29 protein-coding genes are annotated in these 26,194 nt (G+C 69.4%); 14 read left to right on the forward strand and 15 right to left on the reverse strand.

Annotated elements, in window-relative coordinates; translation table 11 throughout:
• Nucleotides 1–1,005, reverse strand: a complete 1,005-nt coding sequence (locus ACWEIJ_RS16145) for an NlpC/P60 family protein (protein ID WP_449837946.1) — start codon at nt 1,003–1,005, stop codon at nt 1–3.
• Between the two features lie 65 nt (nt 1,006–1,070).
• Nucleotides 1,071–2,414, reverse strand: a complete 1,344-nt coding sequence (locus tag ACWEIJ_RS16150; protein ID WP_449838197.1) for an NYN domain-containing protein — start codon at nt 2,412–2,414, stop codon at nt 1,071–1,073.
• A 184-nt stretch (nt 2,415–2,598) separates the two neighbouring features.
• Here ACWEIJ_RS16150 and ACWEIJ_RS16155 point away from each other — a divergent pair, with 184 nt between their 5' ends.
• Complete coding sequence (locus tag ACWEIJ_RS16155) at nt 2,599–4,299, forward strand: DEDD exonuclease domain-containing protein (RefSeq protein WP_449837947.1); 1,701 nt, start codon at nt 2,599–2,601, stop codon at nt 4,297–4,299.
• Between the two features lie 4 nt (nt 4,300–4,303).
• On the opposite strand, the gene ACWEIJ_RS16160 is transcribed toward ACWEIJ_RS16155, so the two are convergent.
• Nucleotides 4,304–5,017: an MIP/aquaporin family protein gene (locus ACWEIJ_RS16160; RefSeq protein ID WP_449837948.1), complete on the reverse strand. Its 714-nt coding sequence runs from the start codon at nt 5,015–5,017 to the stop codon at nt 4,304–4,306.
• A gap of 130 nt (nt 5,018–5,147) precedes the next feature.
• On the opposite strand from ACWEIJ_RS16160, the gene ACWEIJ_RS16165 reads away from it, so the two are divergent.
• Nucleotides 5,148–5,435 carry an Lrp/AsnC family transcriptional regulator gene (locus tag ACWEIJ_RS16165; protein WP_045309335.1) on the forward strand — a complete coding sequence of 96 codons (288 nt, stop codon included), beginning with the start codon at nt 5,148–5,150 and terminating at the stop codon, nt 5,433–5,435.
• A 108-nt stretch (nt 5,436–5,543) separates the two neighbouring features.
• On the opposite strand, the gene qcrB is transcribed toward ACWEIJ_RS16165, so the two are convergent.
• From qcrB to ctaE, 4 genes are read right to left on the reverse strand one after another with little or no spacing between them, the layout of a single operon-like run.
• A complete protein-coding gene (gene qcrB, locus ACWEIJ_RS16170) occupies nt 5,544–7,208 on the reverse strand; it encodes a cytochrome bc1 complex cytochrome b subunit (RefSeq protein ID WP_449837949.1) in 1,665 nt (554 codons plus the stop codon).
• The gene (gene qcrA, locus ACWEIJ_RS16175) at nt 7,205–8,329 is read right to left on the reverse strand and encodes a cytochrome bc1 complex Rieske iron-sulfur subunit (RefSeq protein ID WP_449837950.1); all 1,125 of its coding nucleotides are present in this window, start codon (nt 8,327–8,329) and stop codon (nt 7,205–7,207) included. The genes qcrB and qcrA overlap by 4 nt, the downstream gene beginning before the upstream one ends.
• Nucleotides 8,326–9,138: a cytochrome bc1 complex diheme cytochrome c subunit gene (gene qcrC, locus ACWEIJ_RS16180; protein WP_449837951.1), complete on the reverse strand. Its 813-nt coding sequence runs from the start codon at nt 9,136–9,138 to the stop codon at nt 8,326–8,328. The genes qcrA and qcrC overlap by 4 nt, the downstream gene beginning before the upstream one ends.
• A 52-nt stretch (nt 9,139–9,190) precedes the next feature.
• Nucleotides 9,191–9,802: an aa3-type cytochrome oxidase subunit III gene (gene ctaE, locus ACWEIJ_RS16185; protein WP_355443939.1), complete on the reverse strand. Its 612-nt coding sequence runs from the start codon at nt 9,800–9,802 to the stop codon at nt 9,191–9,193.
• Between the two features lie 93 nt (nt 9,803–9,895).
• Here ctaE and ACWEIJ_RS16190 point away from each other — a divergent pair, with 93 nt between their 5' ends.
• The 4 genes from ACWEIJ_RS16190 to ACWEIJ_RS16205 all read left to right on the forward strand — a co-directional run bounded on the left by ACWEIJ_RS16190 (nt 9,896) and on the right by ACWEIJ_RS16205 (nt 12,614).
• Nucleotides 9,896–10,297: a hypothetical protein gene (locus ACWEIJ_RS16190; protein ID WP_449837952.1), complete on the forward strand. Its 402-nt coding sequence runs from the start codon at nt 9,896–9,898 to the stop codon at nt 10,295–10,297.
• A gap of 43 nt (nt 10,298–10,340) precedes the next feature.
• On the forward strand, nt 10,341–10,751 hold the full coding sequence (locus ACWEIJ_RS16195) for a hypothetical protein (RefSeq protein ID WP_355443933.1): 411 nt from the start codon (nt 10,341–10,343) through the stop codon (nt 10,749–10,751).
• 7 nt (nt 10,752–10,758) lie between these two features.
• Entirely contained in the window at nt 10,759–11,799 is a 1,041-nt protein-coding gene (gene trpD, locus ACWEIJ_RS16200; RefSeq protein ID WP_449837953.1) for an anthranilate phosphoribosyltransferase, read from the forward strand.
• Nucleotides 11,800–11,942: 143 nt separating this feature from the next.
• Nucleotides 11,943–12,614: a lysophospholipid acyltransferase family protein gene (locus tag ACWEIJ_RS16205; protein WP_449837954.1), complete on the forward strand. Its 672-nt coding sequence runs from the start codon at nt 11,943–11,945 to the stop codon at nt 12,612–12,614.
• 300 nt (nt 12,615–12,914) lie between these two features.
• On the opposite strand, the gene ACWEIJ_RS16210 is transcribed toward ACWEIJ_RS16205, so the two are convergent.
• Together ACWEIJ_RS16210 and ctaC are read right to left on the reverse strand one after the other, a co-directional pair.
• Nucleotides 12,915–13,331: a cytochrome c oxidase subunit 4 gene (locus tag ACWEIJ_RS16210; RefSeq protein WP_449837955.1), complete on the reverse strand. Its 417-nt coding sequence runs from the start codon at nt 13,329–13,331 to the stop codon at nt 12,915–12,917.
• A 14-nt stretch (nt 13,332–13,345) separates the two neighbouring features.
• A complete protein-coding gene (gene ctaC / locus ACWEIJ_RS16215) occupies nt 13,346–14,278 on the reverse strand; it encodes an aa3-type cytochrome oxidase subunit II (RefSeq protein ID WP_449837956.1) in 933 nt (310 codons plus the stop codon).
• 168 nt (nt 14,279–14,446) lie between these two features.
• Here ctaC and asnB point away from each other — a divergent pair, with 168 nt between their 5' ends.
• Nucleotides 14,447–16,375 carry an asparagine synthase (glutamine-hydrolyzing) gene (asnB, locus tag ACWEIJ_RS16220; RefSeq protein ID WP_449837957.1) on the forward strand — a complete coding sequence of 643 codons (1,929 nt, stop codon included), beginning with the start codon at nt 14,447–14,449 and terminating at the stop codon, nt 16,373–16,375.
• A gap of 36 nt (nt 16,376–16,411) precedes the next feature.
• Here asnB and ACWEIJ_RS16225 read toward each other — a convergent pair whose 3' ends face one another.
• Together ACWEIJ_RS16225 and ACWEIJ_RS16230 are read right to left on the reverse strand one after the other, a co-directional pair.
• Nucleotides 16,412–17,176, reverse strand: a complete 765-nt coding sequence (locus tag ACWEIJ_RS16225) for a class I SAM-dependent methyltransferase (protein WP_449837958.1) — start codon at nt 17,174–17,176, stop codon at nt 16,412–16,414.
• A gap of 7 nt (nt 17,177–17,183) precedes the next feature.
• Nucleotides 17,184–18,116 carry a carbohydrate kinase family protein gene (locus ACWEIJ_RS16230; RefSeq protein WP_449838198.1) on the reverse strand — a complete coding sequence of 311 codons (933 nt, stop codon included), beginning with the start codon at nt 18,114–18,116 and terminating at the stop codon, nt 17,184–17,186.
• A gap of 159 nt (nt 18,117–18,275) precedes the next feature.
• Here ACWEIJ_RS16230 and ACWEIJ_RS16235 point away from each other — a divergent pair, with 159 nt between their 5' ends.
• Nucleotides 18,276–18,449, forward strand: coding sequence for a hypothetical protein (locus ACWEIJ_RS16235; RefSeq protein ID WP_449837959.1), 174 nt, complete (start codon nt 18,276–18,278; stop codon nt 18,447–18,449).
• A gap of 91 nt (nt 18,450–18,540) precedes the next feature.
• Here the strand turns inward: ACWEIJ_RS16235 and ACWEIJ_RS16240 are convergent, their stop codons facing one another.
• Together ACWEIJ_RS16240 and ACWEIJ_RS16245 are read right to left on the reverse strand one after the other, a co-directional pair.
• The gene (locus tag ACWEIJ_RS16240; protein WP_109640568.1) at nt 18,541–18,909 is read right to left on the reverse strand and encodes a HesB/IscA family protein; all 369 of its coding nucleotides are present in this window, start codon (nt 18,907–18,909) and stop codon (nt 18,541–18,543) included.
• A gap of 209 nt (nt 18,910–19,118) precedes the next feature.
• Nucleotides 19,119–20,165 (reverse strand): glycerate kinase family protein, encoded by a 1,047-nt coding sequence (locus ACWEIJ_RS16245; protein ID WP_449837960.1) that lies wholly within the window; start codon nt 20,163–20,165, stop codon nt 19,119–19,121.
• A gap of 42 nt (nt 20,166–20,207) precedes the next feature.
• Between ACWEIJ_RS16245 and ACWEIJ_RS16250 the strand changes: the two genes are divergently transcribed.
• The 3 genes from ACWEIJ_RS16250 to ACWEIJ_RS16260 are packed head-to-tail and all read left to right on the forward strand — an operon-like array spanning nt 20,208 to nt 22,487.
• Nucleotides 20,208–20,834 (forward strand): DUF3043 domain-containing protein, encoded by a 627-nt coding sequence (locus ACWEIJ_RS16250; protein WP_449837961.1) that lies wholly within the window; start codon nt 20,208–20,210, stop codon nt 20,832–20,834.
• Entirely contained in the window at nt 20,835–21,467 is a 633-nt protein-coding gene (locus tag ACWEIJ_RS16255; protein ID WP_449837962.1) for a class I SAM-dependent methyltransferase, read from the forward strand. It begins immediately after the preceding gene.
• 33 nt (nt 21,468–21,500) lie between these two features.
• Entirely contained in the window at nt 21,501–22,487 is a 987-nt protein-coding gene (locus ACWEIJ_RS16260) for an aldo/keto reductase family protein (protein WP_449837963.1), read from the forward strand.
• Between the two features lie 12 nt (nt 22,488–22,499).
• Here the strand turns inward: ACWEIJ_RS16260 and ACWEIJ_RS16265 are convergent, their stop codons facing one another.
• Nucleotides 22,500–22,700 (reverse strand): hypothetical protein, encoded by a 201-nt coding sequence (locus ACWEIJ_RS16265; protein WP_449837964.1) that lies wholly within the window; start codon nt 22,698–22,700, stop codon nt 22,500–22,502.
• Nucleotides 22,701–22,717: 17 nt separating this feature from the next.
• Here ACWEIJ_RS16265 and cobU point away from each other — a divergent pair, with 17 nt between their 5' ends.
• The 3 genes from cobU to cobS are packed head-to-tail and all read left to right on the forward strand — an operon-like array spanning nt 22,718 to nt 25,027.
• Nucleotides 22,718–23,257, forward strand: a complete 540-nt coding sequence (gene cobU / locus ACWEIJ_RS16270; RefSeq protein WP_449837965.1) for a bifunctional adenosylcobinamide kinase/adenosylcobinamide-phosphate guanylyltransferase — start codon at nt 22,718–22,720, stop codon at nt 23,255–23,257.
• Nucleotides 23,258–23,269: 12 nt separating this feature from the next.
• Nucleotides 23,270–24,313, forward strand: coding sequence for a nicotinate-nucleotide--dimethylbenzimidazole phosphoribosyltransferase (cobT, locus tag ACWEIJ_RS16275; RefSeq protein WP_449837966.1), 1,044 nt, complete (start codon nt 23,270–23,272; stop codon nt 24,311–24,313).
• Nucleotides 24,314–24,325: 12 nt separating this feature from the next.
• On the forward strand, nt 24,326–25,027 hold the full coding sequence (cobS, locus tag ACWEIJ_RS16280; RefSeq protein ID WP_449837967.1) for an adenosylcobinamide-GDP ribazoletransferase: 702 nt from the start codon (nt 24,326–24,328) through the stop codon (nt 25,025–25,027).
• Here cobS and ACWEIJ_RS16285 read toward each other — a convergent pair.
• Nucleotides 25,024–26,112 carry a branched-chain amino acid aminotransferase gene (locus ACWEIJ_RS16285; protein ID WP_355443890.1) on the reverse strand — a complete coding sequence of 363 codons (1,089 nt, stop codon included), beginning with the start codon at nt 26,110–26,112 and terminating at the stop codon, nt 25,024–25,026. The two genes, cobS and ACWEIJ_RS16285, sit on opposite strands and share 4 nt — an antisense overlap.
• Nucleotides 26,113–26,194 lie beyond the last annotated feature (82 nt).

Here is a 26,194-nt window from a genome sequence, read left to right on the forward strand (position 1 = left end):
CTAGCCCTCGATGCGCCGAATCACCGCGATGGGCCCGATGGCGTCGATCGGCGCGATCTTCACGGGCTGCCCCTCGGTGGAGGCGTGCACGGCCCTCGCGTTGTCGACCGCCATCGCGACGTGCGACCGGCTCGAGTAGTAGATGATCAGGTCGCCCGCGCGGACGTCGGCACGCGACACCGCACGTCCGACGGCGGCCTGGCCGCCCGAGGTGCGGGGAATCGCGTAGCCGGCGGCCGCGTAGGCCTTCATCGTCAGACCGGCGCAGTCCCACCGATCGGGCCCGGCCGCGCCGTACTGGTAGCCGTCGCCGCGATGCGCGAGCGCGAACTCCAGCGCGATGCCCGCGGTCCCCGCCGGCACGCTGATCCGCGACCGGTCTCCCGGATCCCGCAGCTGGTTCACGACCGGCGCCGGCAGCCGCGTCAACGCCGACCTCACCTCACCGATCTGCGCCTGCAGCGCGCGACTGCGCTCGTCGAGGTCGCTCTTCAGCCGTTCGGCCGCCGAGGTGGCCTCCGCGGCACGGGACCGCGCGTTCTCCGCCGCCTGGTGCGCCTGACGCGCCTTCTCCACCGCACCGGACAGCCGGGCCAGTGAGTCGGCCTTGTCGGAGGCCAGCACCCGCATCATCTCCAGGCGGTTCAGGAAGTCCTGCTGCGAGTCGGCCACGAGCAGCGCCGACAGCTGGTTGAACCGCGCGCCCTCGAACGACGCCTGGGTGATCAGGTCGACCTGGCCGCGGTAGTCGTCCTCGTCTGACTTCGCCTGACGCTCGATCTGCTGCGCCGCCGCCACGTCCGCGGTGGCGCGTTCGAGCTCGGCCCGCCGCAGGACGAGGTCCTCCTGCGCGCGCAGGACTTCCTCGTTGAGCTTCGTCGCCTGCGCGGTCAGATCCGCGTACGCGCGCGCCGGATCGGCCGGCTGCGCGGCGAACGACACGGCCGGAAGAGCCGAGAAGAACAGGGCGGTAACCAGAACACCGCGGGTGAGCTTGCGCGACATCACGTCGCCGATCCCCTTCGCGAGAACAAGACCGTCAAGATCGACGGCGTCAGGCTACCGGGTGATCAAACGCGGCCGAGACGGGCCAGCAACACGGCGGACGGCACCGGGTGCGCACCACGCCGGCGCACCGAGTCGGCGACCGCGCGGTCCGACGTCACCACCACCACGGGACGACCCTCGGGCTCCGCGGTGACCAGCGCGCGGATCACGTCATCGGCCAGCACACCGGGATCGCTGAAGAGCACGCGCACACCCCGCGGCGCCGACGCGGGCACGGCCACGACCCCGGCGCCGTCGAACACCAGCGTCACCTCCGCACCCGTGCGCGCCGCCAGCACGGCCAGCTGGTGCACGAGCCGATCACGCTGATCCGACAACGACAGTTCCGGATAGCCGGTCTTCGTGACGTTGTAGCCGTCCACCACCAAGTGCACCGCGGGCAACGCCAACAGCCGGTCCAGCGCCGCGGGATCCTCCACGCGTCCAACGGCTCCCTGCGACGCGCTCGCGCCCCGCACGAGGTCGGCGGGACGCGGCCCGGTGCCGCCCAGCGCCAGCTCACGGCGCAACCCCGTCACCGCACCGTCGAGCGTGTCCACGAGCAACGCGAGCCGCACCTCGTCCGCCTGCCGGGCCTCGCGCGCCGACTGACGGGCCACCTCGGCGTCCGCGATCGCCCGCTGCGCCTTGCCCCGCTCGGTCTCCGCGCGTTCCCGCTCCCGGTCGCGCTCGGCGGTGAGACGCTTGACCTCGTCGGCCGTGCGTTCCTGGATCTTGTCCACCTCGGCGGCGGCGGCCGCGGCGGCGTCCTTGGCCTCGCGCAGCTTCACGCCCTGCTCGCGCAACCGCTTGCGCAGGCGTTCCAGCTCGATCTCGGCATCCGCGCGGACGCGTTCGGCGGCACCGTCGAGCTGGTTGCGTTCGACCTTCAGCCGCTCCAGCTCGCTCTCCAGCCGTTCCGCCCGCGCCACCGCGGCGTCGCGCTCCGCCCGCAGCGTCGCGTCGCCGACCCGTCGCGACACCAGTTCCACGTAGTGCAGCGCGACGTCGTCACCGGTCAGCACCGCCGCGGCGGCCGCGGTGACCGGGTCCGGCGAGGTGACCTCCAGCGTCGACGGCCGGTTCTTGCGCAGCCACTCCACGACGGCGGTGCGGAAGTTCGCCGAGTCGCGCAGACCCGCGACGACCTGTGCACCGCCCAGCCGGGCGCGTTTGGTGGGAGCGAACTTCGCCACCGGGCGCAGGTGCTGGGGCACGTCGACCTTCGCCATCTCGCCCAGCGCGTCGGCACCGAGCTCCGCCAGCCTCACCCGCAACGGCTCCGGCAGGGTCGACCAGTCCACAGTGGAGTCGTCTGTGGACTCGCCCGCCTCCTCGGCAGGCTGGTCGAACTCGGGCTCGGGCATCGGGTCTGGCACCCCAACAGGCTAGAGCCCTCGCACTTGAGCAGAGCACGGACGTGTCCGCCCTGTGGAACAACGATCTGGAAAAGATCACCGAATCACCACCCCAACGGAGCAACCGCAGGTCAACGCCCCCGCGAATGATCGACACCGAAAATTGTCAGACCCCGTCGCTAACGTCCGAGCCGTGACCGGTCAACTGTCCTTCGACGAGCTCGGAACGCCCCTGCGCGATACGACGTTCGTCGTCTTCGACCTGGAGACGACGGGCGGGAGTGCCGAGGAGGACGCCGTCACCGAGATCGGCGCGGTGAAGGTGCGCGCCGGCGAGGTGCTCGGCGAGTTCGCGACGCTCGTCGATCCCGAACGCGGCATCCCCGTGCAGGTGGCGCAGCTGACCGGCATCACGCAGCTGATGGTCACCGGCGCGCCGACGCTGCGGACGGTGCTGCCGGCGTTCCTGGAGTTCGCGGCCGGAGCGGTGCTGGTGGCGCACAACTCCGGTTTCGACATCGGCTTCCTCAAGGCCGCCTGCGAACGCCACGGCTACCGCTGGCCGAAACCGTCCGTGGTGTGCACGGTGAAGCTGGCGCGACGCGTGCTCAGCCGCGACGAGGCACCGTCGTGCCGCCTGTCCGCGCTGGCGGACCTCTTCCACACCGAGACCAGGCCGACGCACCGCGCACTGGCCGACGCCCGCACGACCGTCGAGGTGCTGCACGCGTTGCTGGAGCGCGTCGGCAACGTCGGCGTGCACTCGCTGGAGGAACTGCTGGCGTACCTGCCGGAGGTGACACCGGAACAACGCCGCAAGCGCTCTCTGGCCGCGCACCTGCCGTCCAAACCGGGCGTGTACCTCTTCCGCGGCCCCAAGGAGGAGGTGCTCTACGTCGGCACGGCCTCGGACCTGCGCCGCCGCGTCCGGCAGTACTTCACGGCCAGCGAGGGCAGACGCAGGCTGCGCGAGATGGTGGCCCTCGCCGTGCGCGTGGACGCCGTCGAATGCGCGCACCCGCTGGAGGCCGAAGTCCGCGAGCTGCGGCTGTTGCGCGCGCACCGCCCCGCCTACAACCGCAGGTCCAAGAACCCGCACCACGCGTGGTGGCTGGTCCTGACCGATGAGCCGTTCCCGCGGCTGTCGCTGGTCAGGAACCCGCGCGACGGCGCCCTGGGCCCGTTCCGCACGCGCCAGGCGGCCGAGTCGGTGGCCGACGCCCTGCTCGACGCCGTCCCGCTGCGCTCCTGCACCATCAAGATCCCGGCGACGAACCAACGCGCGTCCCCGTGCGCGCTGGCCGAGCTGGGCCGCTGCCAGGCCCCGTGCGCGGGGCACCAGACCGTGGAGGAGTACTCCCCCGCCGTCGTGGCGGTGCGAGACCTCGTCGTCGGCCGCAGCGCCGACCCGTTACGCACGCTCATCGCTCAGCTGGGCGACCTGGCGTCGGCCGAGCGCTTCGAGGAGGCCGCCCGGCGCCGCGACCGCCTGGCCGGGCTCGTCCGGTCGCTGGACCGCGCCCAACGCCTGGCCGCGCTCGCCGCACTGCCCCAGCTCGTGGCCGCCCGGCCGGACCGCGAGGGCGGCTGGGAGTTCTCGGTCGTCCGCTACGGCCGGCTCGCCTCGGCCGGAGTGGCCCGCCGCGGCACCCGTCCGATGCCGGTGGTCGACGCACTCGTCGCATCCGCGGAAACGGTCGTCCCGACGGCCGGTCCCCTGCGCGGGGCGCCACCCGAGGAGACCGGCGTCGTGCTCCGCTGGCTCGACCAGCCGGGCACCCGCCTCGTGTACGCGGACGAGCCCTGGTCGTCCCCCGCCGGTGCCGCCGCGGCGTGGCTGCCGTGGGCCGAACAGGCCGCGGGCGCGCGTCCGTTGCACGACCGCTGGAACTGAGCGTTCAGCGGGTGCTCATCGCTTCCGTGCGGCGGGACACGGACGTCACCAGGGCGTAGAGGCCGGCTGCCAGGATGCCGCCGAACACCGGGGCGAGGAGGTACACCGGCAGCTGGCTCCAGGCCGGGTCACCGCCCGCGAAGGTGAGCACGACGTCGGGGCCGAACGTGCGGGCGAGGTTCACCGAGGCGCCAGCGACGGGGCCGAAGGCCAGGATCTGGGTGGCGAGGGCCAGGCCGATGCCGACGCCGTGGAGGCCGCGCGGCGCGTTCGGGTTCACCGCGAGCGCGAAGACGGCGGTCACGAGGATGAACGCGCCCAGCGCCTCGGCCACGACGGCCTGGGTCACGCCGACACCGGAGCCGAACGCGGTCGCGCCCAGGCCCGCCTCGACGGCCTTGGAGCCGTGCACGACGTGGGCGAGCGAAGCGGCCAGCACGCCGCCGGCGAGTTGCGCGCCGACGTAACCGGGCACCTCTCGCCACGGCAGGCGACCGGACACGGCGAGGGCGACCGTGACGGTCGGGTTGAAGTGCGCGCCGGAGATGGCGCCGAACGCGTAGATGCCGACCATCAACGCGAGGCCGTGGGCCAGGGCGACGATGAGAAGGCCGGAGGGTTCGTTGCCGGCCGCGACGACGGACACGGCGGCGGAGATTCCGAACAGGCAGAGGATGGTCGTACCGGCCACCTCGGCGATCAGCTTGCGTGCGAACACGGGTCACCTCGACAACAAAGGGGGAATGAGGAGACCCAAGGTCGCAGCGACGTCCTCACGTCAGCGATAAGCCGGTAGGGCAGACTACGAGTGCTTTAGTTACCCGTGCTGAGACCCAGAGGAGGACAGCGTGGTCACCGCCATCGTGCTGATCCAGGCCGCCGCCGAACGCATTCCCGAGGCGGCGCAGGAGATCGCCGACATCGACGGAGTCACCGAGGTGTACTCCTGCGCAGGTGACGTGGACCTGATCGCGCTCGTGCGGGTGAGCAAGCACGAGGATCTGGCCGCCCTGGTGCCCGGCAAGATCAGCAAGGTCGCGGGCGTGCTGAACACCGACACGCACATCGCGTTCCGCAGCTACTCCAAGCGAGACGACGAGGCGGCCTTCGCCATCGGCCTGGATGACGCCCAGTAGTCACAGCCACGCCACGAACGGCGCAGCGCGCGGAATCATTCGGCGCAACCGACGTAACGAAAAGCCCCCGTGAAGGTTCACGGGGGCTTTTCACAGTTTCAGAACAGCTCAGGCCTTCGGGTCGGCCGGCTTGCCCGCGAGCTCGCCCGCCTTGTCCTCGGCGCTGATCTCCTCGGAGACGTGCGCCTTCTTGCGCGCGTTCTCCAGCGCCACGGTCTCCTCGACCGGGTCCGGTGACCAGGTGCTGCCGGCGACCGGGTGACCGGCCGAACCGAGCTTGTTCATCTTCTTCGGCACCGACGCGCCCTGGTAGGCGAGCGGGATCGGGTGGCCGTGGTCGTCCACCGGGCCGAGCGGCTGGTGGATCTCGATGAACTCACCGTGCGGCAGGCGCTTGATGATGCCGGTCTCGACACCGTGCTCAAGCACCTCGCGGTCGCCGCGCTGCAGGCCGATGCAGACGCGGTAGGCGATGAAGTACGCGATCGGCGGCAGGATCAGCATGCCGATGCGGCCCATCCACGTCGTCAGGTTCAACGAGATGTTGAACTTGTACGCGAAGATGTCGTTGCCGCCCATGAGCAGCAGGACCATGAAGTACGTGATCGCCATCCAGCCGAGCGCGGTGCGGACGGGCACGTCGCGCGGGCGCTGCAGCAGGTTGTGGTGCGCGTAGTCCTTGGTCATCCTGCGCTCGATCCACGGGTAGACCGCCGCGATACCGGTCAGCAGCGGCAGACCGAGGATGAACGGCAGGAACGGCGCCGGGATCGTGTAGTTGCCCAGGTAGAACTCCCACGCGGGCCAGATGCGGACCAGGCCGTCGGTCCAGCCCATGTACCAGTCGGGCTGCGAGCCGGCGGAGACCTGCGCGGGGTTGTACGGGCCGAAGTTCCAGATCGGGTTGATCTGGAAGACGCCACCCATGATCGCGATGACACCGACGACGATGGCGAAGAAGCCACCGCCCTTGGCCGCGAACACCGGCATGATGCGGACGCCGACGACGTTGGTCTCCTTGCGGCCCACGCCCGGGAACTGCGTGTGCTTCTGGTACCAGACCAGCGCGAGGTGCGCCGCGATCAGACCGAGGATGATCGCCGGGATCAGCAGGATGTGGGCGGTGTAGAGCATCGGGATGATGTTCGTGCCGGGGAACTCCCCGCCGAACATCAGCCAGTTCAGCCACGTGCCGATGACCGGGAACGAGATCAGCAGCGCCGCCATGACGCGCAGACCGGTGCCGGAGAGCAGGTCGTCGGGCAGCGAGTAGCCGAGGAAGCCCTCGATCGCGCCGAGCATGAACAGCACGATGCCGATGACCCAGTTGATCTCACGCGGCTTGCGGAACGCGCCGGTGAAGAAGATCCGGAACATGTGCACGACGATCGCGGCCATGAACAGCAGCGCCGCCCAGTGGTGCACCTGGCGGACGAACAGGCCACCGCGGACCTCGAACGAGATGTTCAGGGTCGAGGCGAACGCGCGGGACATCTCGATGCCGCGGAGGTTGCCGAACGCGCCGTTGTAGGTGACCTCGGTCATCGACGGGTCGAAGAACAACGCCAGGTACGTACCCGACAGCAGCAGCACGATGAAGCTGTACAGCGCGATCTCACCGAGCAGGAACGACCAGTGCGTCGGGAAGACCTTGTTCAGCTGTTTGCGCAGGCCCGAGGCCGCGTGGAACCGCTCGTCGGCAGCGTTGGCCGCCGCTCCCGCGACGCGCGCGGCCGCGTTGGCCGGCTTCGTCGGCGTGGTGATGGCACTCATGACTTCCGCTCCCAGAACGCCGGACCCACAGCCTCGATGAAGTCGCTGCGGGCAACCAAGTATCCGTCTTCGTCCACAGTGATCGGAAGCTGAGGCAGAGGACGGGTCGCCGGGCCGAATCGCGGCTTGGCGTATTCGAAGACGTCGAACTGCGACTGGTGGCACGGGCACAGCAGCAGACCGGTCTGCTGCTCGAACAGCGACGTCGGGCAACCCAGGTGCGTGCAGATCTTCGAGTACGCGTACAGGTCGCCGTAGTTGAAGTCTTCCTGACCGGCGCGCTTGGTGATCGCCTGGTTCGGGCGCATGCGGATGAGCATGACCGGCGCGTCGGACCGCTTGAGGGCCGCGACCAGCGCCTCCTCGTTGTCGCGCTCCGACTCGCGGAACGGGAACACCGTCTCGAAGCCGCCCGGCTCGACGTCCTCGGGACGCACCAGGGAGACCTCGTGGAAGTTGCCGGTGTGGCGGCGGAGGTAGACCTTCTCGCCCTTCTCGGACTTCCAGCCGGTGTGCCACAGCGAGGCCTTGGTCTCGCTGTCCGAGTGCGGGTTCTTGATGAGCGCGCCCAGCGGGACGGCCGCGACACCCAGGCCCAGCACGCCGGCGCCGAGGCCGGCGGTGCGCTTGATCAGGCTGCGGCGGCCGATGCCGCTGCGCTCACCCGCGTCGGCCAGCTCGGCGACCAGCGTGGCGCGGTCGACCTCGGCCGACGAGCCGTCGTGCCGCTGCTGCACCGCGAGCTCGTCGGGGAGGAACTTCTTGGTGTAGAGCAGCGCGCCGACGCCCAGGCCCACCACCGACAGGCCCAGGAACAGGCCGATCAGCGGGTTGTAGAGCATGTGCAGCAGGTGGCCGTCGGTGTGCGGGGCCTCGTACTGCCACGGCCAGAACAGGAACACGCCGAGGAACGCGAGACCCGACAACGCGGAGATCAGGAACCACAGCGCGACGACGCGCTGGGCGCGGCGCTCGGCGCGGGTGCCGGGGACCGGCCACTTCTCCTCGTATTGGACGAGCTCGACGCCGTCCAGCTTGGTGCCGAGCCTGACGAGGTCGTCCCGGCTCATCTCCGCGAGCTCTGCCTCGCTGGGCAGCTCGGTCGGCTTGTCGCCGCTCATGCCTTGGCTCCGATCCAGAGGGTCACGCCGATGAGCGCGGCGATACCCACGATGAACGCGATCAATCCCTCGGACACGGGTCCGAACCCGCCCAGGGGGTTACCGCCGGAGTTGTTGTTTCCGTCGGTGACCGACTTGACGTACGCGATGATGTCTTTTTTCTCTTCCGGCGTGAGCTGCCGCTCGCCGAACTTCGGCATGTTCTGCGGCCCGGTCAGCATCGCCGTGTAGATCTGGTCCTCGGTCACGCCGTCGAGCGTCGGCGCGAACTTGCCGGACGACAGTGCGCCACCACGACCCGTGAAGTTGTGGCAGCTGGCGCAGTTGAGGCGGAAGAGCTCGCCACCGCGCGCCGGGTTGTCGCCGCGCAGGGCCTCACCGGACTCGGAAGGCTTCTTCGGGCCCTCGCCGCCGTTCGTGGTGATGTAGGCCATCAGCGCGTTGATCTCCTCGGGGGAGAGCTTCGCGGGCTTGCGCACGGCCTGCGCCTCCTGCCGCGCCATGGGCATGCGGCCGGAGGAAGTCTGGAAGTAGACCGCGGCGTCGCCGACGCCGATCAGGCTCGGCCCGCGGTCCTTGACACCCTCGAGGGACTTGCCGTGGCAGCCCATGCAGGTGTTCAGGTAGATCTGCTCGCCCTGGCGAACGAGAGCGTCCTGCTGCTGCGCCTGCGCGGTCTGCGCCGTGGGCGCGAACGCGGCGAACAGCATGCCGGCGCTCAGCAGGCCGAAGCCCAGCGCGAGCAGGCCGGCGACCCTGCGACGCAGCTTCGTGCGGGCGCCGCGGGGGCGTTTCGTAGTGGTGGTCATGGTGTGCGGCAACCCTTGCTGTCAGTTCGGGAGCTCGTGGCTGGGGAGCAGGTCAGGGCACGATGTAGATGATGGCGAACAGCCCGATCCACACGACGTCGACGAAGTGCCAGTAGTACGACACGACGATCGATGCGGTGGCCTGCGCCGGCGTGAACTTGCTGAGCTTCGTCCGGATCAACAGGAAGACGAAGGCGATCAGACCGCCGATGACGTGCAGGCCGTGGAAGCCGGTCGTCAGGTAGAAGACCGTGCCGTAGGCCGACGACGGGATCGTCGTGCCCTCCTGGACGAGGTGGTAGTACTCGCCAGCCTGGCCGCCGACGAAGATCGCGCCCATGATCAGCGTCACGATGTACCAGCGACGCAGACCGAAGACGTCACCCCGCTCCGCGGCGAACACGCCCCACTGGCACGTGAACGACGACGCCACGAGGATGATCGTGAAGAACGACGCGTAGGGGACGTTCAGCTCGGTGGGGGGCGGAGGCCAGTGCCCCGTGCTGTTCTGGGCCTTCACCGTGAAGAACATGGCGAAGAGGCCAGCGAAGAACATGAGCTCGCTGGACAGCCAGACGATCGTGCCGACGCTGACCATGTTCGGGCGGTTCAGCGAGTGCACGCGCTGGCCGATTGAAGGCGCTGCCGTGGTCACGGGCAGCATTATTGCCTGCGCTATTTCCGTCCGCCCATCGGGTCCTGGGCGGATCATGGGTCGGCTGGGTCACACAGCGGGTGATCGCGAGGAGATCAACGGATGGGCTTGCTGAGCCGATTGCGGGACAGGCTGCGCCAACGGGACGAGCCGTCGCTGTCGATCGACGACCCGGAGCTCGTCGTGGTCGTCGAGGCGTTCGACATCGCGGAGGCGGATTCGGCCGCTCTGGCCCGCTCCCCGCAGTGGCGCGCGGACGAGTCCGCCGTGCTGCGGCACCACGTGCGCATACCGCCTGACCAGGTAGAACGTGCGCGTGAGCTGCTGTCGCCGGACGGCTGGGTGCTAGTCGCCGGTGATATATCGCATATCAGCCGTGTGCAGAAGCTGGACGCCCTGCACTGCGCCCAGGAGCGGTCGCGGATGGCATCGCTCGCGCAACGGCTCGGTGGGGAGGCCCTGGGGTGGGACGCCCTGCAACCACGCTCCTCGGCCGCCCGATAGCATCGCGGCGACCTTGGTCACGTTCGCAGCGGAGGATCGCGACATGAGCACGCAGACCACGAAGATCCTGGTGTTCAGCCACCGGCCCGAGGTGCGTGAGACGATCATCACTGCCGTCGGCCGCCGCCCGGCGCCGGACCTGCCGCGCGTCGACTACGTCGAGGCGGGCGCGATCGCCGACGTCCTCTACGAGGTGGACAACGGCACCGTCGACCTGCTGATCCTCGACGGCGAGGCGCAGCCGACCGGCGGCATGGGCCTGTCGCGCCAGCTCAAGGACGAGATCACGAACTGCCCGCCGATCGTCGTGGCGGTGCGCCGCAAGGACGACCGCTGGCTCGCGACCTGGTCGCAGGCCGACGCGGTGCTCGTGCACCCGCTGGACCCGCTGGCCGCCGCCGAGACCGTGGCCGAGGTGCTGCGGGGCTCGGCTGTCCCTGTCGTCAAGGGCTGAGCTGACCATGAGCGAGCGCACCTGGCCTTCGCTGCTCAACAGGCTTCTGGACGGCGTCGACCTGACCGCGGACGACACGTCCTGGGGCATGGACCAGGTCATGTCCGGCGAGGCGACGCCCGCGCAGATCTCGGCGTTCATCGTCGCGTTGCGTGCCAAGGGCGAGACGCCGGAGGAGGTCGACGGCCTCGCGACCATGATGCTCAACCACGCGCGCCGCTTCACCGTGGACGTGCGGGCCACCGACATCGTGGGCACCGGCGGCGATCATTCCGGTTCGGTGAACATTTCGACGATGGCCGCGATCGTCACGGCCGCCGCGGGCGTGCCGGTGGTGAAGCACGGCAACCGCGCGGCGTCGTCCCAGTGCGGCACGGCCGACGTGCTGGAGGCGCTGGGCGTGGCGATCGACCTGCCGCCCGAGGGCGTGCAGGAGACCGTGCGCGAACTGGGCATCGGCTTCTGCTTCGCGCCGGTGTTCCACCCCGGCTTCCGGCACGCGGGCCCGGTGCGGCGCGAGATCGGCATCCCCACCTCGTTCAACCTGCTCGGCCCGCTGACGAACCCGGCCCAGCCGTCCGTCGGCCTGATCGGCTGCGCGCGGGCGGCCGCGGCGCCGCTGATCGCCGGTGTCTTCGCCCGCCGCCACAACACCGCCCTGGTGGTGCGCGGCGACGACGGCCTCGACGAGATCACCACGACCACGACGACCTCGGCCTGGCTCGCCCAGGACGGTGTCGTGCGCACGGAGACGATCGACCCGGCCGTGCTCGGGGTGAAGCCCGCGCGCGAGGAGGACCTGAAGGGCGGGGACGCGTCCGTCAACGCCCAGGTGGTCCGCGACCTGGTGGCCGGCAAGACGGGTTCGGTGCGCGACGCGGTGCTCGTGAACGCCGCCGGGGCCATCGCGGCGCACGGCGGGTTCTCCGACGACCTGCACGCCGACCTGACGGCCTCTCTGAGCCGCGCGGCGGACGCGATCGACTCGGGAAGGGCGGCTTCGCTGCTGAGCCGCTGGGTGGAACTCTCAACGGCACTGAAGGGCTGATCGGCGCTTTCGGTCACGCGTCGTCGTGGACGCGTGACCGTTCTCGCACGGCCGCCGCATCGGCGTAGCCCGAGCGAGTGACGGGCCGGAGATGCGCACCACGTGGTAACGCTTCGGCAATCGGCACCTGGAATGCTGGAGGCATGGTCCTCTACCCGGTGATGAAACATGTCGTCGCGCGCGCAGCCCGTCTTGTCTACCGCCCGGTGGTGGACGGTCTGGAGAACATCCCCACCGACGGCCCCGTCATCCTGGCGGCCAACCACCTCAGCTTCATCGACAGCGTCGTGATCCCCATGGTCGTGCCGCGCCGGGTGTCGTTCCTCGCCAAGGCGGAGTACTTCACCGGTACCGGGGTGAAGGGCTCGCTGTCGCGCTGGTTCTTCTCGTCGCTGGGCCACGTGCCGGTGCACCGCGGTAAGGGCCGGGACGCCCGCGCCGCGCTCGACACGGCCGCCGAGATCCTCGCGCGCGGTGAGGCGTTCGCGATCTACCCCGAGGGCACCCGTTCGCTGGACGGCAAGCTGCACCGCGGCCGCACCGGCGTGGCCCGGATGGCGCTCGAGTCCGGTGCCCCGGTCGTGCCGGTCGGCATCATCGGCACGGACAAGGTGCAGCCCGTCGGCAGCAAGTTCCCGAAGATCGTGCCTGTGACGGTCCGCTTCGGCGAGCCGCTCGACTTCAGCCGCTACGACGGCATGCAGGAGTCGCTGCCGGTGCTGCGCAGCGTCACCGACGAGATCATCTACCGCATCCTGGACCTGAGCGGCCAGGAGTACGTCGACGCGTACCAGAAGACCCCAGTCGCCGCCTAGCGCCTCCACAGCGCCCTGAGGACCCGTAAGGGCCCTTTCCGCCACCACGGCGGGAAGGGCCCTTCACGTTGTATGCGATATATCGGACACCACGCTGATATATCGGATACGGGATGTGGGGCTGATATATCGCATACGGGATATCGCGCGCTTGCCCGTCGGGCCCGTCGGGGCGGGGGGGTGATATCCCGTATGCGATACATCACATATTGGATATCGGCCGCGAACGGCCACGAACGACTGAGGCCCCCTCCGTCGCGGAGGGGGCCTCAGGCCGAGCGATATCCGATGTACGGGATATCAGTCGTGGTTGGGTCCGGTGTGGTACTCGAACACCAGGCCGCCGACCATGATCAGCACCATGACGATGGCGATCACGAGCAGCCACACGTGCCAGAACGCCACCGCGACACCAGCGGTCGCCGCTGCGGCCGCGAGGCCGACCGGCCAGTACGAGCCGGGGCTGAAGAAGCCCAGCTCACCGGCGCCGTCGGAGACCTCGGCCTCGGGGTTGTCCTCCGGCCGCACCTCGATGCGACGGGCCACGAACCGGAAGTAGGTACCGCTGATGAGGGCCAGGCCGCCGGTCAGCGCGAGCGCCACCGTGCCGACGGGCTCGACGTGGCCGGTCGCCGCATGCGTCCAGTAGCCGTACACGACGGCCATCAGGAACGAGAAACCCATCACCAGGTCGAATACGCGAGCTTCGATCTTCATCGCGGGGCGTGTCCCTACTTCTGACCCGCGCCGGAGGCCTCACGGGCCTTCCGGTCGGTGTTGAACGGGGTGGTCGTGGTGGCCAGCGGCGCGCACAGCTCACCGCAGTTGACCTGCGAAAGCGCCTCGGCCGTGGTGTACGGCTTGCCCGTCTTGGAGTTGATCTCCTTGCGGAGCTCGATGTACTTGTCGAAGTCGGCCTCGTTCAGGGCGCGGACCTCGAAGTTCATCACCGCGTGGTAGGAGCCGCACAGCTCGGCGCAACGGCCGACGAACGCACCGGGACGGTCGATCTGGTCGATCTGGAAGACGTTGTCCTGGTTGTTCTTCTCCGGCATCGGGAAGACGTCGCGCTTGAAGTGGAACTCCGGCACGAAGAACGAGTGGATGACGTCGGTCGAGCGCAGCGTGAACTGGATGCGCTTGTGCGCCGGCAGCACCAGGATCGGGACTTCACCCGAGGTGCCGACCGTGCTGACGACGTTGCCCTCTTGGGTCTTGTGCTCCGGGTACTGGAACTCCCAGTTCCACTGGAACGCGATCACGTCGACGTTCACGTCGGGCTTGCCCGACTTGTCCGTGACGTAGTTCTGCGTGATGGCGGTGAAGTAGAACAACACCGCCACGATCACCGTCGGCACGACGATGAGCACGATCTCCAGCGGAAGGTTGTACGCCGTCTGACGCGGCAGCTCCTCCGACTTCTTGCGGTGGAACACCACCGACCACAGGATCAGGCCCCACACGATGACGCCGACGACGAGCGCGGCGATCACGGACCAGGTCCAGAGCTCGCGCATCCTCTCGGCCTGCGGCGTGACGGCCACTGGCCAGCCGAAGCGCAGCACCTCGTCCGTGGAGCAACCGGTGGCCCCGATACCGACCAGGCCGACCAGCCCGGCGGTCTTCGCCAGCCGGGATGCCCTGGTGCCCTCCTTCAGGCCCACTGCTCGCCCGCCTCCTCGTTCCATGCCAACGGATCAAGCGGGAGCGTAGCCCAGCGCAACCGCGCTCACCCCTTGGGGGCACCGCGCTTGCGGTGCAGTTTCGGTCACACAGAGCAGCTTGGGCATACTGAGGCATTCCCCGTCGCTTTTTTGAGAGGTGCGAGAGCCTTGTGCGGCTTGGCAGGACTGGTATGCCCTAGCGAGAACGAGGCCGAATCCGCCCGCCCGGCTGTCGAGGCCGCGCTGCGCTGCATGCGCCACCGCGGGCCGGACGAGAGCGGCACCCGCCGGGTCGACGAGGTCGTCTTCGGCTTCAACCGCCTCGCCATCATCGACATCGAGCACTCCCACCAGCCCCTGACCTGGGGTCCGCCGGAGTCGCCGAGCCGGTACACGATCAACTTCAACGGCGAGATCTACAACTACCTCGAGCTGCGGGCCGAGCTCACCGAGAAGTACGGCGCGGTCTTCCACACCGACGGCGACACCGAGACCATCGTCGCCGCGTACCACTACTTCGGCCCCGCAGCGATCACGAAGCTGCGCGGCATGTTCGCGTTCATCATCTGGGACGCCGAGCGCCGGATCGTCTTCGGCGGCCGCGACCCGTTCGGCATCAAGCCGCTGTACTGGGCGAAGGGCCAGCTCGGGGTCGCGTTCTCCAGCGAGAAGAAGATCCTGCTGGAGATCGCCCGCACCATCGGCATCAACCCCGGCATGAACGTCAAGGGCCTGCAGCACTACCTCACGCTGCAGTACGTGCCGGAGCCCGCCTCGCTGCACGACCAGATCTTCCGCGTCGAGTCCGGTCACTCGTTCACGCTGGAGCCGGGCGAGGCGCCGGTGTTCGAGCGGTACTTCCCGGCGAGCTTCAAGGTGCGCACGGTCCGCAGCGAGGCCGAGGCGGACGCGCTGTACGACGAGATCACGGCGGCGCTGCGCGACTCGGTCGCCAAGCACATGCGCGCGGACGTGACGGTCGGTTCGTTCCTGTCCGGCGGCATCGACTCGACGGTGGTCGCGGCGCTGGCCAAGGAGCACAACCCGGACCTGATCACGTTCACCACGGGGTTCGAGCGCCAGGGCTTCTCCGAGGTCGACGTGGCCGCGGAGTCGGCGGCGCTGATCGGGGTGAAGCACGTCGTCCGCACGGTCAGCGCGCAGGAGATGATGGACTCGCTGCCGTTGATCACCTGGTACCTGGACGACCCGGTGGCCGACCCGGCGCTCGTGCCGTTGTGGTTCATCGCGCGCGAGGCACGTCAGCACGTGAAGGTCGTCCTGTCCGGTGAGGGCGCGGACGAGCTGTTCGGCGGATACACGATCTACCGCGAGCCGCTGTCGCTGGCGGCGTTCGAGAAGGTGCCCGGCGCGCTGCGCAAGGCGATGGGCGCGGTCTCGACGAAGATCCCGCAGGGCGTGCGCGGCAAGGACCTGCTGCGTCGTGGCGCGCTCACGCTGGAGGAGCGCTACTACGGCAACGCGCGGATCTTCCTCGACCCGCAGCTGCGCGAGGTGTTGCGCACGTACGACCCGAACGTCTCGCACATGGACGTCACGGCCCAGCCGTACCGCGAATCGGCCAACTGGGATCCGGTCACGCGCATGCAGCACGTCGACCTGTTCACGTGGCTGCGCGGCGACATCCTGGTCAAGGCCGACAAGATGACCATGGCGAACTCGCTGGAGCTGCGGGTCCCGTTCCTCGACCCCGAGGTCTTCAAGATCGCTTCGCAGGTCCCGAGCGAGTTGAAGATCACGAAGGACACCACGAAGTTCGCGCTGCGCAAGGCGATCCGCGACATCGTGCCCGCGCACGTGCTGAACCGCCGCAAGCTGGGCTTCCCGGTGCCGATCCGGCACTGGCTCAAGGACGAGATGCACGACTGGGCCGTTGACGTCGTGCGCTCTTCGCAGACCGACCAGTACCTCGACAAGCACGCGGTGCTGCGCCTCATCGAGGAGCACCGGTCCGGGATCATCGACCACAGCCGCCGCATCTGGGCGCTGCTGGTGTTCATGATCTGGCACGGCATCTTCGTCGAGGACCGCATCAAGCCGGTGGTGCCGGAACCGCACTACCCGGTCAAGCTGTAGCGAACGAGGGCCCCTCCGCGGAGGGGCCCTTTCGCTTCACCTGCGGCCTTGGGCGCTGCAGATCGCGTACGAGCTGACCACGGTCTCCGGTGAGGCCATCAGCTGCAGGTAGCGGTCGAACTCCTCGTCGGACAACGGCAGCTTCGCGCGCACCTGACGTGCGGTCGCGGCGAGCAGGCGGCAGCCCGGTGAGCCGCCCTGCCACTCCTGCACCTCGCGGGAGCCGCTGACGTCGTGCAGGCCGGTGTCGAGCAGCGCCTTCTCGATGCGCGCACCCCACGCCAGCTCCGCGCCGGCCTGGTCGAGCAACGTCAGCAGCGCGTTCTTCACCCGCATGATCAGCTCGGCGTCGCCCGGAGCGGCCTTCAGCACTTCGAGCGGAAGGCAGTCGAACTCGTCGAGGACGAGCCATCCGCCGGGCCGCAACGCGTCGCGCAGCTTGCGCAGGACCGCCTCGCGGGCGGGGAGGTAGAAGAGCACCAGGCGGGCGTGGACCAGGTCGAACGCGTTGCCCGGCAATATATTGGATACCACGTCGTGTTCCAGGACGGTGACGTTGTGCCGTTCCTCGAGCCGCGTGACGTCGATGTCGGTGACCGTCACGTGCCCGGACGGCGCGACGACGTCGGCGAGCCAGTTGGCCACCGATCCCCCACCACCGCCGATCTCCAGGCAGCGCCAGCCGTCCGCGATGCCCAGCTGCTCGACGCGGGCGAACGTGCCCGCGTCGAGCAGAGAGCTCAGCGCTTCGAACTGCGGATCGAGCAACTCACCGGTGCCGCCGAACAGGTACGTCCCCATTCTTCGATCATGGCAGGACGGGAGCGATCTCCTCAGCGGCTTCGTCACCGAATGCGCCGCGAATGCGGGCGAGCGCAGCCTCGCGGTGCAGCACCCACTCCTGCGTGCCCACGGTCTCCAGCACCTCGACCGCGATCAGGGAGCCGAGCTGAGCTGCGCGTTCGATGCTCAGTCCCGCGGTGATGCCGGCCAGGAAGCCCGCGCGGAAGCCGTCGCCGACGCCGGTCGGGTCGGTCTTCGCGACCTCGGCGACCGCGGGCACGTGCAGCGAGAAGCCGTCCCGGTCGACGATCTCGACGCCCTTGGCGCCGAGCGTGGTGATCCGCTTGCCGACTCGGGCCAGGACGTCGGCCTCGGACCAGCCGGTCTTCTGCAGCAGGAGTTCCCACTCGTAGTCGTTGCTGAAGAGGTACTCAGCGCCCTCGATGAACGCGCGCGCCTGCTCACCGTCCATGCGGGCGAGCTGCTGCGACGGGTCGACGGCGAACCTGTAGCCGCGCTGACGGCACTCCTCGGCGTGCCGGAGCATCGCCGCGGGGTCGTCGGGGCTGATCACGACGAGCTCGATGTTCTCGACGCGGTTCGCGATCGGCGCCAGCTCGATGTTGCGGGCTTCGGCCATCGCACCGGCGTAGAAGGAGGCGATCTGGCACATGTCGTCGTCGGTGGTGCAGACGAACCGCGCGGTGTGCGCGACCTCGGACACGTACACGCCCGACGTGTCGACGCCGTGCCGTTCGAGCCACGAGCGGTAGTCGTCGAAGTCCTTGCCGACGGCGCCGACGAGCACCGGCCGCACCCCGAGGACACCGAGGCCGAACGCGATGTTCGCGCCGATGCCACCGCGACGGACTACGAGGTCGTCGACCAGGAAGCTGAGCGACACACGGTCGAGACGCTCCGCGACCAGCTGGTCCGCGAATCGACCCGGAAAGTGCATCAGATGGTCGGTCGCGATGCTGCCGCACACGGCTACCGGCACGTCGGCTCTCCCTTACGTTGTTGCTCAAGGTGACTGATCACCCGGACGAGTGCAGCTGTGAAGACTACCGTTTGGTAGGGCTACCGCAGGTCAGACCGCCGTCATACGGTCGGTGGCGTGACGATCCCTGAGGCGACCACGATGAGTGAGCTGATCGAGGACTGCGCGCAGCTCCCCTTCGCTCTGACGCACCCCGAGCACCCCCTTCCCGCCCCGCGCGCGGCCGCGCCCTGGGAGGTCGACGAGCGGTGCACCCACCAGGTCGAAGGCCTGGCCGAGTACGGCGTCTGACCGCCAGAGCCGACCCTCGGCTCAGTTCCCGGTTGACACAGCGAAAGGCCGCGTTCCCGTGCGGGAACGCGGCCTCGCGCGTCTGGTCGCCTTAGTGGAACGAGTCGCCGCAGGCGCACGACCCGCCGGCGTTCGGGTTGTCGATCGTGAAGCCCTGCTTCTCGATCGTGTCCACGAAGTCGATGACAGCGCCTTCGACGTACGGGGCGCTCATCCGGTCAACGGCGACCTTCATGCCGTTGAAGTCGCGGAACGCGTCACCGTCGAGCGTGCGCTCGTCGAAGAACAGCTGGTACCGCAGACCCGCGCAACCACCGGGCTGGACGGCGATGCGCAGGTGCATGTCGTCGCGGCCCTCCTGGTCGAGCAGCGCCTTGGCCTTGACGGAGGCGGCGTCGGTCAGCGTCACGCCGTGGGTGGGCGCCTCGGAGGTCGAAGCGGCATCCTGAGCGGTCGTCATGGCACTCCTAAGAGGTCCTTGCGGGCGGTTCGCCCTTCAACAACACGGGCGTCTCCCGCTTTGTTCCACTGCCATGGTCCCACAGCACGCACGCATGTCGAACGTCACGTGGACCACCCCGAGTCGGGCCAACCGATATATCAGTTACCCCGAAATCGGCCCGCGACCCCTCAGCGCGACCCCTCAGCGCGACCCCTCAGCGCGACCGCTCAGCGCGACCACTGCCGCGCCACGTGCCGCGCCGTTGCAATGAGGCTTTTGCGGGCGTCCGCAATCGACTGTTGCACAGAGCCGACGTGCTCGGAGACGGAGTAGGCGTCCTGGACGCCGGCGGCGGCCATCTCGCGGCGGCCGACGCTGACCTGGCCGGCGATGGCGACACAGGGGATGCCGCGTTCGGCGGCGCCGCCGGCAACGGCGGTGATGAGCTTGCCGCGCAGTGACTGCCAGTCGAAGCTGCCTTCGCCGGTGATGACGACGTCGGCGTCATCGAGGGCGGCGTCGAGGCCGGTCAGCTCGCGGACGAGGCCGGCGCCGGATTTCACCGTGGCGCCCAGCGACAGCAGTGCGGCACCCAGGCCACCCGCCGCGCCAGCGCCCGGTACATCGGATACCGGTTTGAGGACGTCCATCGCGGCGAGCTTGGCTTCGAGTCGTTCGACGGCCTCCGGGGAAGCGCCCTTCTGCGGGCCGAACGTGCGGGCGGCGCCGTGCGGACCGAGGAGCGGGTTCTCGACGTCCGACGCGGCGACCAGCGATATATCAGTCAGGGAGACGCCCGCGTCGGAGAGTGCGGCGAGCATGCCGGCGCCGCCGTCCGTGGTGCCGGAACCGCCGAGACCCACGGTGATGACTGCGGGGATGACAACGTTGTCAGCGGCCGCTGCCGCGATCAGCTCGCCGACGCCTCGTGTTGTCGCCGTCTCGCAGGATTCCGCGCGCAGTTCCGCCGGGATCAAGTGCAGTCCACATGCGTCCGCAGACTCGATGTACGCGACATGTTGACCGTCAATGTTGACGCTGAGCCATCGTGCTTCGACAGGTTCGCCGAGCGGGCCGGTCACGGTGATATATCGGATATCGCCACCGAGAGCGGCGTGCAGGACGTCGACGAAGCCGGGGCCGCCGTCGGCCAGCGGGCGTTCGGTGACGGTGTCGTCGGGCTTGGCCTCGCGCCAGCCGGTGGCGATGGCGTCGGCGGCCTCGCGGGCGGTCAGGGTGCCGCCGAAGCAGTCCGGAGCGATGAGTACGCGCACCTCGCGAAAGGTACAGAAGAGCCGCTGTCCTACCCTGTTGCCGTGAGGTTCCTGCGCCGCAACTCCGCCGCTACCGAAGCCCCGGCCCCCGAGACGGCCCCCGAGGTCGCCGAGTCCGCCCGCACGTCGGGCAAGGGCAGGCCGACGCCGAAGCGGCGTGAGGCGCAGGGCAGGCGCACCGGTCCGGTGCCGCCGCCTCCCCGCACGCAGCGCGAGGCGTTCAAGCGCATGCGCGGCAACAAGGTCAGCAAGGAAGAGCGCCGCGCCGCGGCCGTCGAGCGTCGTCAGCGCATGATGGCCGGCGACGACAAGTACCTGCTGCCGCGTGACCGCGGTCCCGTGAAGGCGTACATCCGCGACCTGGTCGACTCGCGCCGCAACCTCATGGGCCTGTTCATGCCGCTCGCGATCCTCGTGTTCGTGGCGCTGCTGACGCCGTCGATCGCGGTGCAGCGGTACGCGACGCTGGCGACGACGTTCATGCTGATCGCGATGATCATCGAGGGTCTCGTGCTCGGCCGGATCGTCACGCGGCGGGTGCGGGCGAAGTTCCCGACCGAGCCGATCAAGGGTCTGTCGATCGGCTGGTACGCGTTCATCCGCGCCAGTCAGCTGCGCAGGCTCCGCGTGCCCAAGCCGCGGGTGAAGCCGGGCGAGGCCGTCAAGTAGGTGCGCGAGAAGCAGCGCAGGCTTCAACTGCCGGAGAAGCTGCGGTGGAACCACAACGAGTGGTACCGCCGCCGGCTGCTCCGGCAGTTGCCTTCCAGGGTCGGCTCGGCCCTCGACGTGGGCTGCGGGCTCGGTGATCTGGCCCGGTCGCTGCCGGCCGACGAGGTCACCGCGATCGACGCCAGCGCGCGCATGATCGAACGTGCGAGCGCCACCACCGACAGGGTCCGCTGGATCCACGGCGACGTGCTCACGCACGAACTCGGGCAGTACGACCTCGTCACCGCCGAGGCGAGCCTGCACCACCTGCCGTTGCGGGAAGGTCTCAGCAGACTGGCCGGGCTGGTCAGGCCGGGCGGCTTGCTGATCGTCATCGGGCTGTACATGACATCGACACGGGCGGATCGGGCGATGGAGCTGGTGACGTTGCCCGCGAACGCCGCGGTCGGCCTCGCCAAGGCGCTCAACGGCACCGGCGGCAAGCCGCACGACACCGAGATGCCGATCGTGACGACCGCTCCGACGTTGCCGGAGATCCGCGCGGCGGCCGCGGAGATCGTGCCGGGCGCGCGCATCCGCAGGCACGTGTTCTGGCGGTACTCACTGGTCTGGCGCGCACCCGAAGTTCATTAGCAGTACGAACGATTTCGGTTTAAGCTCCGATGTATGAAGTTCCGTCGACTCGGCCGCAGCGGCCTGTCCATCAGCGAGATCTCGTACGGCAACTGGCTCACCCACGGTTCGCAGGTTGAGGAAGAGCAGGCGCACGCCTGTGTGAAGGCAGCGCTCGAGTCGGGGATCACCACCTTCGACACCGCCGACGTCTACGCCAACACCGCCGCGGAGTCGGTGCTCGGCCGGGCGCTCAAGGGTGAGCGGCGCGAGTCGCTGGAGATCCTCACCAAGGTCTACTGGCCGACCGGTCCCGGCGGCCCCAACGACCGCGGGCTCGGCCGCAAGCACATCATGGAGTCGGCCAACGCGTCGCTGAAGCGCCTGCAGACCGACTACGTCGACCTGTACCAGGCCCACCGGTACGACCACAGCGTTCCGCTGGAAGAGACGATGCTGGCGTTCGCCGACCTCGTCCGCCAGGGCAAGGTCCTCTACGTCGGCGTCTCCGAGTGGACCGCGGAGCAGATCACCCGCGGTGCCGCGCTGGCGCGTGAGCTGCAGGTCCCGTTCGTGTCGCACCAGCCGCAGTACTCGATGCTGTGGCGCGTCATCGAACCGCAGGTCATTCCGGCGTGCGAGCGCGAGGGCCTGAGCCAGATCGTCTTCTCCCCCGTCGCACAGGGCATCCTGACCGGCAAGTACCTGCCGGGTGCCGAGGTGCCGGAGGGCTCGCGCCTGGCCGACGCGCGTGGTTCGCAGATGATCGCCCGCTGGATGCGCGACGACGTGCTGAACGCCGTGCAGCAGCTCAAGCCGATCGCCGAGGAGGCCGGCGTCACGATGGCGCAGCTCGCCGTCGCGTGGGTGCTGCGCAACCCGAACGTCGCGTCCGCGATCATCGGTGCTTCGCGTCCGGAGCAGGTCTTCGAGAACGTCAAGGCCATCGACATCACGCTCGACGACGACGTGCTCAAGCAGATCGACACCGTCCTCGACGGCGTCATCACCGACGACCCGAGGCTCACCGCCCAGGGCTAACTGCGCCTGTCCTCATTGGGCGGGGTGCAGGCTCATCGGGCCGTACACCTCGGACTCCGACCGCAGAAGCGTGACCTGGTCGACCCCGGCGTCGAGCAGGTCACGCCACTCGGCGTTGAACCACTGCTCGGCCTCGGTCTGGTCGGCGAACGCCACGTCCGGGCCCGCGACGTCGCGGCCTTGTGCATCCTGGTAGCGCCAGCGGAACTCCATGGGACGAAGGCTAACTCTTGTCATCTCGGACTCTGGTGCTCGGCGGAGCACGTTCAGGCAAGTCGGCGCACGCGGAAGGGCTGCTCACCGACGCGGCCGTGACGTACGTCGCAACCGCACGCCGCTATCCCGACGACCCGGACTGGGACGCGCGGATCGCGCTGCACGTCGCCCGGCGTCCGTCCACTTGGCACACGGTCGAGGCGCCCGCGCCGGGTGATCTGCCCGCGCTGCTCACCGCGACGTCCTACGAGGACCCGCCGATCCTGGTCGACGACCTCTCGACGTGGCTGGTCGGAGCGCTGGACGACGCGGACGCCTGGGAAGGGCACGGCCTCGGCGACGTGGAGCGCGACATCGACGAACTCGTCGGCGCGGTGGCCATGTGCCGGACGCGGCTCGTGCTCGTGACGGCGGAGGTCGGCCTCGGCGTCGTCCCCTCGACGCGCTCAGGCAGACTCTTCCGCGATCACCTCGGTGCGCTCAACGCACGCGTCGCCGAGGTGTGCGACGAGGTCCTGCTGCTCGTCGCCGGCATCCCACTGCGACTGCGTTAAAGGAGCGACCAGGTGAGCACCGAGTTCCCGCCGGTTGAACCGCCGGACGAGGCGGTTCTGCGCGAGGCCGAAGCCAGGCACGCGGTGCTGACCAAGCCGGTCGGCTCGCTCGGCCGGCTCGAAGAGCTGGGCAACTGGATCGCGGCCTGCCAGGGCGTCGTGCCGCCGAAGCCGTTCGTGCGGCCCCGCGTCGTCGTCTTCGCGGGCGACCACGGCGTCACGGCTCAGGGCGTCTCGGCGTTCCCGAGCGAGGTCACCGGCCAGATGGTCGCGAACTTCCTCACCGGCGGCGCCGCGGTGAACGTGCTCGCGCAGGTCGCGGGCGCCACCGTGCGGGTGGTCGACATGGCGGTCGACTCGGACACCCCCGACGCCGTGAGCACGCACAAGGTGCGCCGCTCGTCGGGCTCGATCGACCGCGAGGACGCGCTCACCCGTGAGCAGTGCGAGCAGGCGATCGCGGCCGGTCGCGCCATCGCCGACGAGGAGATCGACTCGGGCGCCGACGTGCTCGTCGCCGGGGACATGGGCATCGGCAACACGACTCCCGCGGCCGTGCTGATCGCGTCGCTGACCGGCTCGGAGCCGGTGGCGGTCGTCGGGCGCGGCACGGGGATCGACGACCAGGCGTGGATGCGCAAGACCGCGGCGATCCGGGACGCCCTGCGCCGCGCCCGGCTGGTGATCAGCGACCCGATCGCGCTGCTGGCCACCGCCGGTGGCGCCGATCTGGCCGCGATGGCCGGGTTCCTGGCGCAGGCCGCGGTCCGGCGGACCCCCGTCGTGCTCGACGGCGTGGTCGTCGGTGCCGCCGCCGTCGTCGCCGAGGAGCTGGCACCGGGTGCGCGCGAGTGGTGGGTGGCCGGGCACCAGTCGGCCGAACCCGCGCACGCGATCGCGCTCGGGCACCTCAACCTGAAGCCGTTGCTGGAGTTCGAGATGCGGCTCGGCGAGGGGTCCGGCGCGGTGACGGCGCTGCCGTTGCTGATCTCGGCGGTGAAGGTGCTCGCGGAGATGGCGACGTTCGAGAGCGCCGGCGTGACCAATAAGGAATGAAGCTCTGCCCAAGTGAAACTGGCACTGTCGTGGCTGACCGTCCTGCCGCTGCGCGTCGACGACGTTGATCGCAAGGCGGCGGGACGGGCCATTGCGTGCACGCCGGTCGTCGGCGTTCTGCTCGGCGCGTTCGTCGTCGGCGTGCTCGAACTGCTCGCAATATCCAATATATCGGCGCTCGTGGCCGGGTTCTTGGCCGTCGGCGTCGTCGCGTTGTCCACGCGCGGTATGCACCTCGACGGTCTCGCGGACACCGCAGATGGTCTCGGCTGCTACGGACCGCCGGAGCGCGCGCTTCAGGTCATGAAGGACGGCGGCGCCGGGCCGTTCGGGGTCGTCACGCTGATCGTCGTGCTCGGCGCGCAGGCCGCGGCACTCCCCCACGCTCACTGGGGTGTCGTCGTGCTCGCCTTCGCGACGAGCCGGGCGGCGTTCGGGATCTGTTGTGCGCGAGGTGTGTCCGCCGCGCGGCCTGAAGGACTGGGTGCGCTGGTGGCCGGTACGCAGCACCCGTTGGTGGTCATCGGGACCTGGGTGGTGCTGGCCGCGGCGGCGGTTCCGCTCGGGTGGCGGGCGGTCGTCGCCGTCGTCGTCGCGGCCGCGCTGGTGTGGTCGCTCGTGCAGCACACCGGAAAGCGTTTCGGCGGCGTCACCGGTGATGTGCTCGGTGCTGCCGCCGAAATCGCGCTTCTGGCCGTGCTGGTGATCGCCTAACCCAGCTTGGTCATCCAGCCGTGGGTGTCGGCGACGTGGCCGTGCTGGAGGCCGGTCAGGCGCTCGCGCAGCTTCATCGTCACCGAGCCGGTGCCGCCGTCGGCGACGTCGAACTCGCCACCGGCGTGCTTGACGTGGCCGACCGGCGTGATGACCGCGGCCGTGCCGCAGGCGAAGACCTCGGTGAGCTCACCGGAGGCGTTGGCCTTCTCCCACTCGTCGGTGGAGATCCGGCGTTCCTCGACGGTCAGGCCGAGGTCGGAGGCCAGCTGCAGCAAGGAGCTCCGGGTGATGCCGGGCAGCAGCGTGCCGGTCAGCTCCGGGGTGACGACCTTGTCTCCGAAGACGAAGAACAGGTTCATGCCGCCCATCTCCTCGACCCAGCGGCGTTCCACCGCGTCGAGCCAGACGACCTGGTCGCACCCCTTCTCGGCGGCCTGCGCCTGCGCCACGAGGGACGCGGCGTAGTTGCCGGCGAACTTGGCCGCGCCGGTACCGCCGGGGGCCGCGCGCACGTACTCGGTCGAGAGCCACACGCTCACCGGGCGGACGCCGCCCGCGAAGTAGGAACCGGCGGGGGAGGCGATCAGCACGTAGAGGTACTCGGACGCGGGTCGCACGCCGAGGCCCTTCTCCGTGGAGATCATGAACGGCCGCAGGTAGAGGGACTCCTCCTCCGCCGACGGCACCCAGCGGCTGTCGACCGCGAGGATCTGCCGGACGGACTCGAGGAAGAGCTCGTCGGGAAGTTCGGGCATCGCCATGCGGCGGGCCGAGGCGCGGAAGCGTTCGGCGTTGGCCTCAGGGCGGAAGGACGCGATCGACCCGTCGGGCTGGCGGTAGGCCTTGAGCCCTTCGAAGATCGCTTGGCCGTAGTGCAGCACCATTGCCGCGGGGTCGAGTGAGAGGGAGCTGTAGGGTCCGACTTGAGCGTCGTGCCAGCCCTTCTCGCGGTTCCAGCGGATCGTCACCATGTGGTCGGTGAAGTGCTGCCCGAAGCCCGGCTTGGCAAGTACCTCCGCTACGCGCTCCGGGGTCGCCGGGTGCGGGTGGGGAGTCCGGGTGAAAGGCAACTCGCTCGTCATGTGAGCACGGTAACCCGCTGGTCGGGATAGGGAAAATCGTCTTCCCAAAGCTCGGACGTCCTACTAAGTCGGACTCGATAAA

This window comes from Lentzea sp. NPDC004789 (genome assembly GCF_053601075.1).

What these genes read in the sequence shown, in the direction of transcription:
- ACWEIJ_RS16285 (WP_355443890.1), bottom strand. Translation starts at nt 26,112, where the DNA reads ATGACGAGCGAGTTGCCTTTCACCCGGACTCCCCACCCGCACCCGGCG.
- ACWEIJ_RS16195 (WP_355443933.1), top strand. Translation starts at nt 10,341, where the DNA reads ATGAGCACGCAGACCACGAAGATCCTGGTGTTCAGCCACCGGCCCGAG.
- ACWEIJ_RS16145 (WP_449837946.1), bottom strand. Translation starts at nt 1,005, where the DNA reads ATGTCGCGCAAGCTCACCCGCGGTGTTCTGGTTACCGCCCTGTTCTTC.
- ACWEIJ_RS16225 (WP_449837958.1), bottom strand. Translation starts at nt 17,176, where the DNA reads ATGGGGACGTACCTGTTCGGCGGCACCGGTGAGTTGCTCGATCCGCAG.
- ACWEIJ_RS16240 (WP_109640568.1), bottom strand. Translation starts at nt 18,909, where the DNA reads ATGACGACCGCTCAGGATGCCGCTTCGACCTCCGAGGCGCCCACCCAC.
- ctaE (WP_355443939.1), bottom strand. Translation starts at nt 9,802, where the DNA reads ATGCTGCCCGTGACCACGGCAGCGCCTTCAATCGGCCAGCGCGTGCAC.
- qcrA (WP_449837950.1), bottom strand. Translation starts at nt 8,329, where the DNA reads ATGAGCGGCGACAAGCCGACCGAGCTGCCCAGCGAGGCAGAGCTCGCG.
- trpD (WP_449837953.1), top strand. Translation starts at nt 10,759, where the DNA reads ATGAGCGAGCGCACCTGGCCTTCGCTGCTCAACAGGCTTCTGGACGGC.
- ACWEIJ_RS16190 (WP_449837952.1), top strand. Translation starts at nt 9,896, where the DNA reads ATGGGCTTGCTGAGCCGATTGCGGGACAGGCTGCGCCAACGGGACGAG.
- qcrB (WP_449837949.1), bottom strand. Translation starts at nt 7,208, where the DNA reads ATGAGTGCCATCACCACGCCGACGAAGCCGGCCAACGCGGCCGCGCGC.
- ACWEIJ_RS16205 (WP_449837954.1), top strand. Translation starts at nt 11,943, where the DNA reads ATGGTCCTCTACCCGGTGATGAAACATGTCGTCGCGCGCGCAGCCCGT.
- ACWEIJ_RS16230 (WP_449838198.1), bottom strand. Translation starts at nt 18,116, where the DNA reads ATGCACTTTCCGGGTCGATTCGCGGACCAGCTGGTCGCGGAGCGTCTC.
- qcrC (WP_449837951.1), bottom strand. Translation starts at nt 9,138, where the DNA reads ATGACCACCACTACGAAACGCCCCCGCGGCGCCCGCACGAAGCTGCGT.
- ACWEIJ_RS16210 (WP_449837955.1), bottom strand. Translation starts at nt 13,331, where the DNA reads ATGAAGATCGAAGCTCGCGTATTCGACCTGGTGATGGGTTTCTCGTTC.
- ACWEIJ_RS16260 (WP_449837963.1), top strand. Translation starts at nt 21,501, where the DNA reads ATGAAGTTCCGTCGACTCGGCCGCAGCGGCCTGTCCATCAGCGAGATC.
- ACWEIJ_RS16265 (WP_449837964.1), bottom strand. Translation starts at nt 22,700, where the DNA reads ATGGAGTTCCGCTGGCGCTACCAGGATGCACAAGGCCGCGACGTCGCG.
- ACWEIJ_RS16150 (WP_449838197.1), bottom strand. Translation starts at nt 2,414, where the DNA reads ATGCCCGAGCCCGAGTTCGACCAGCCTGCCGAGGAGGCGGGCGAGTCC.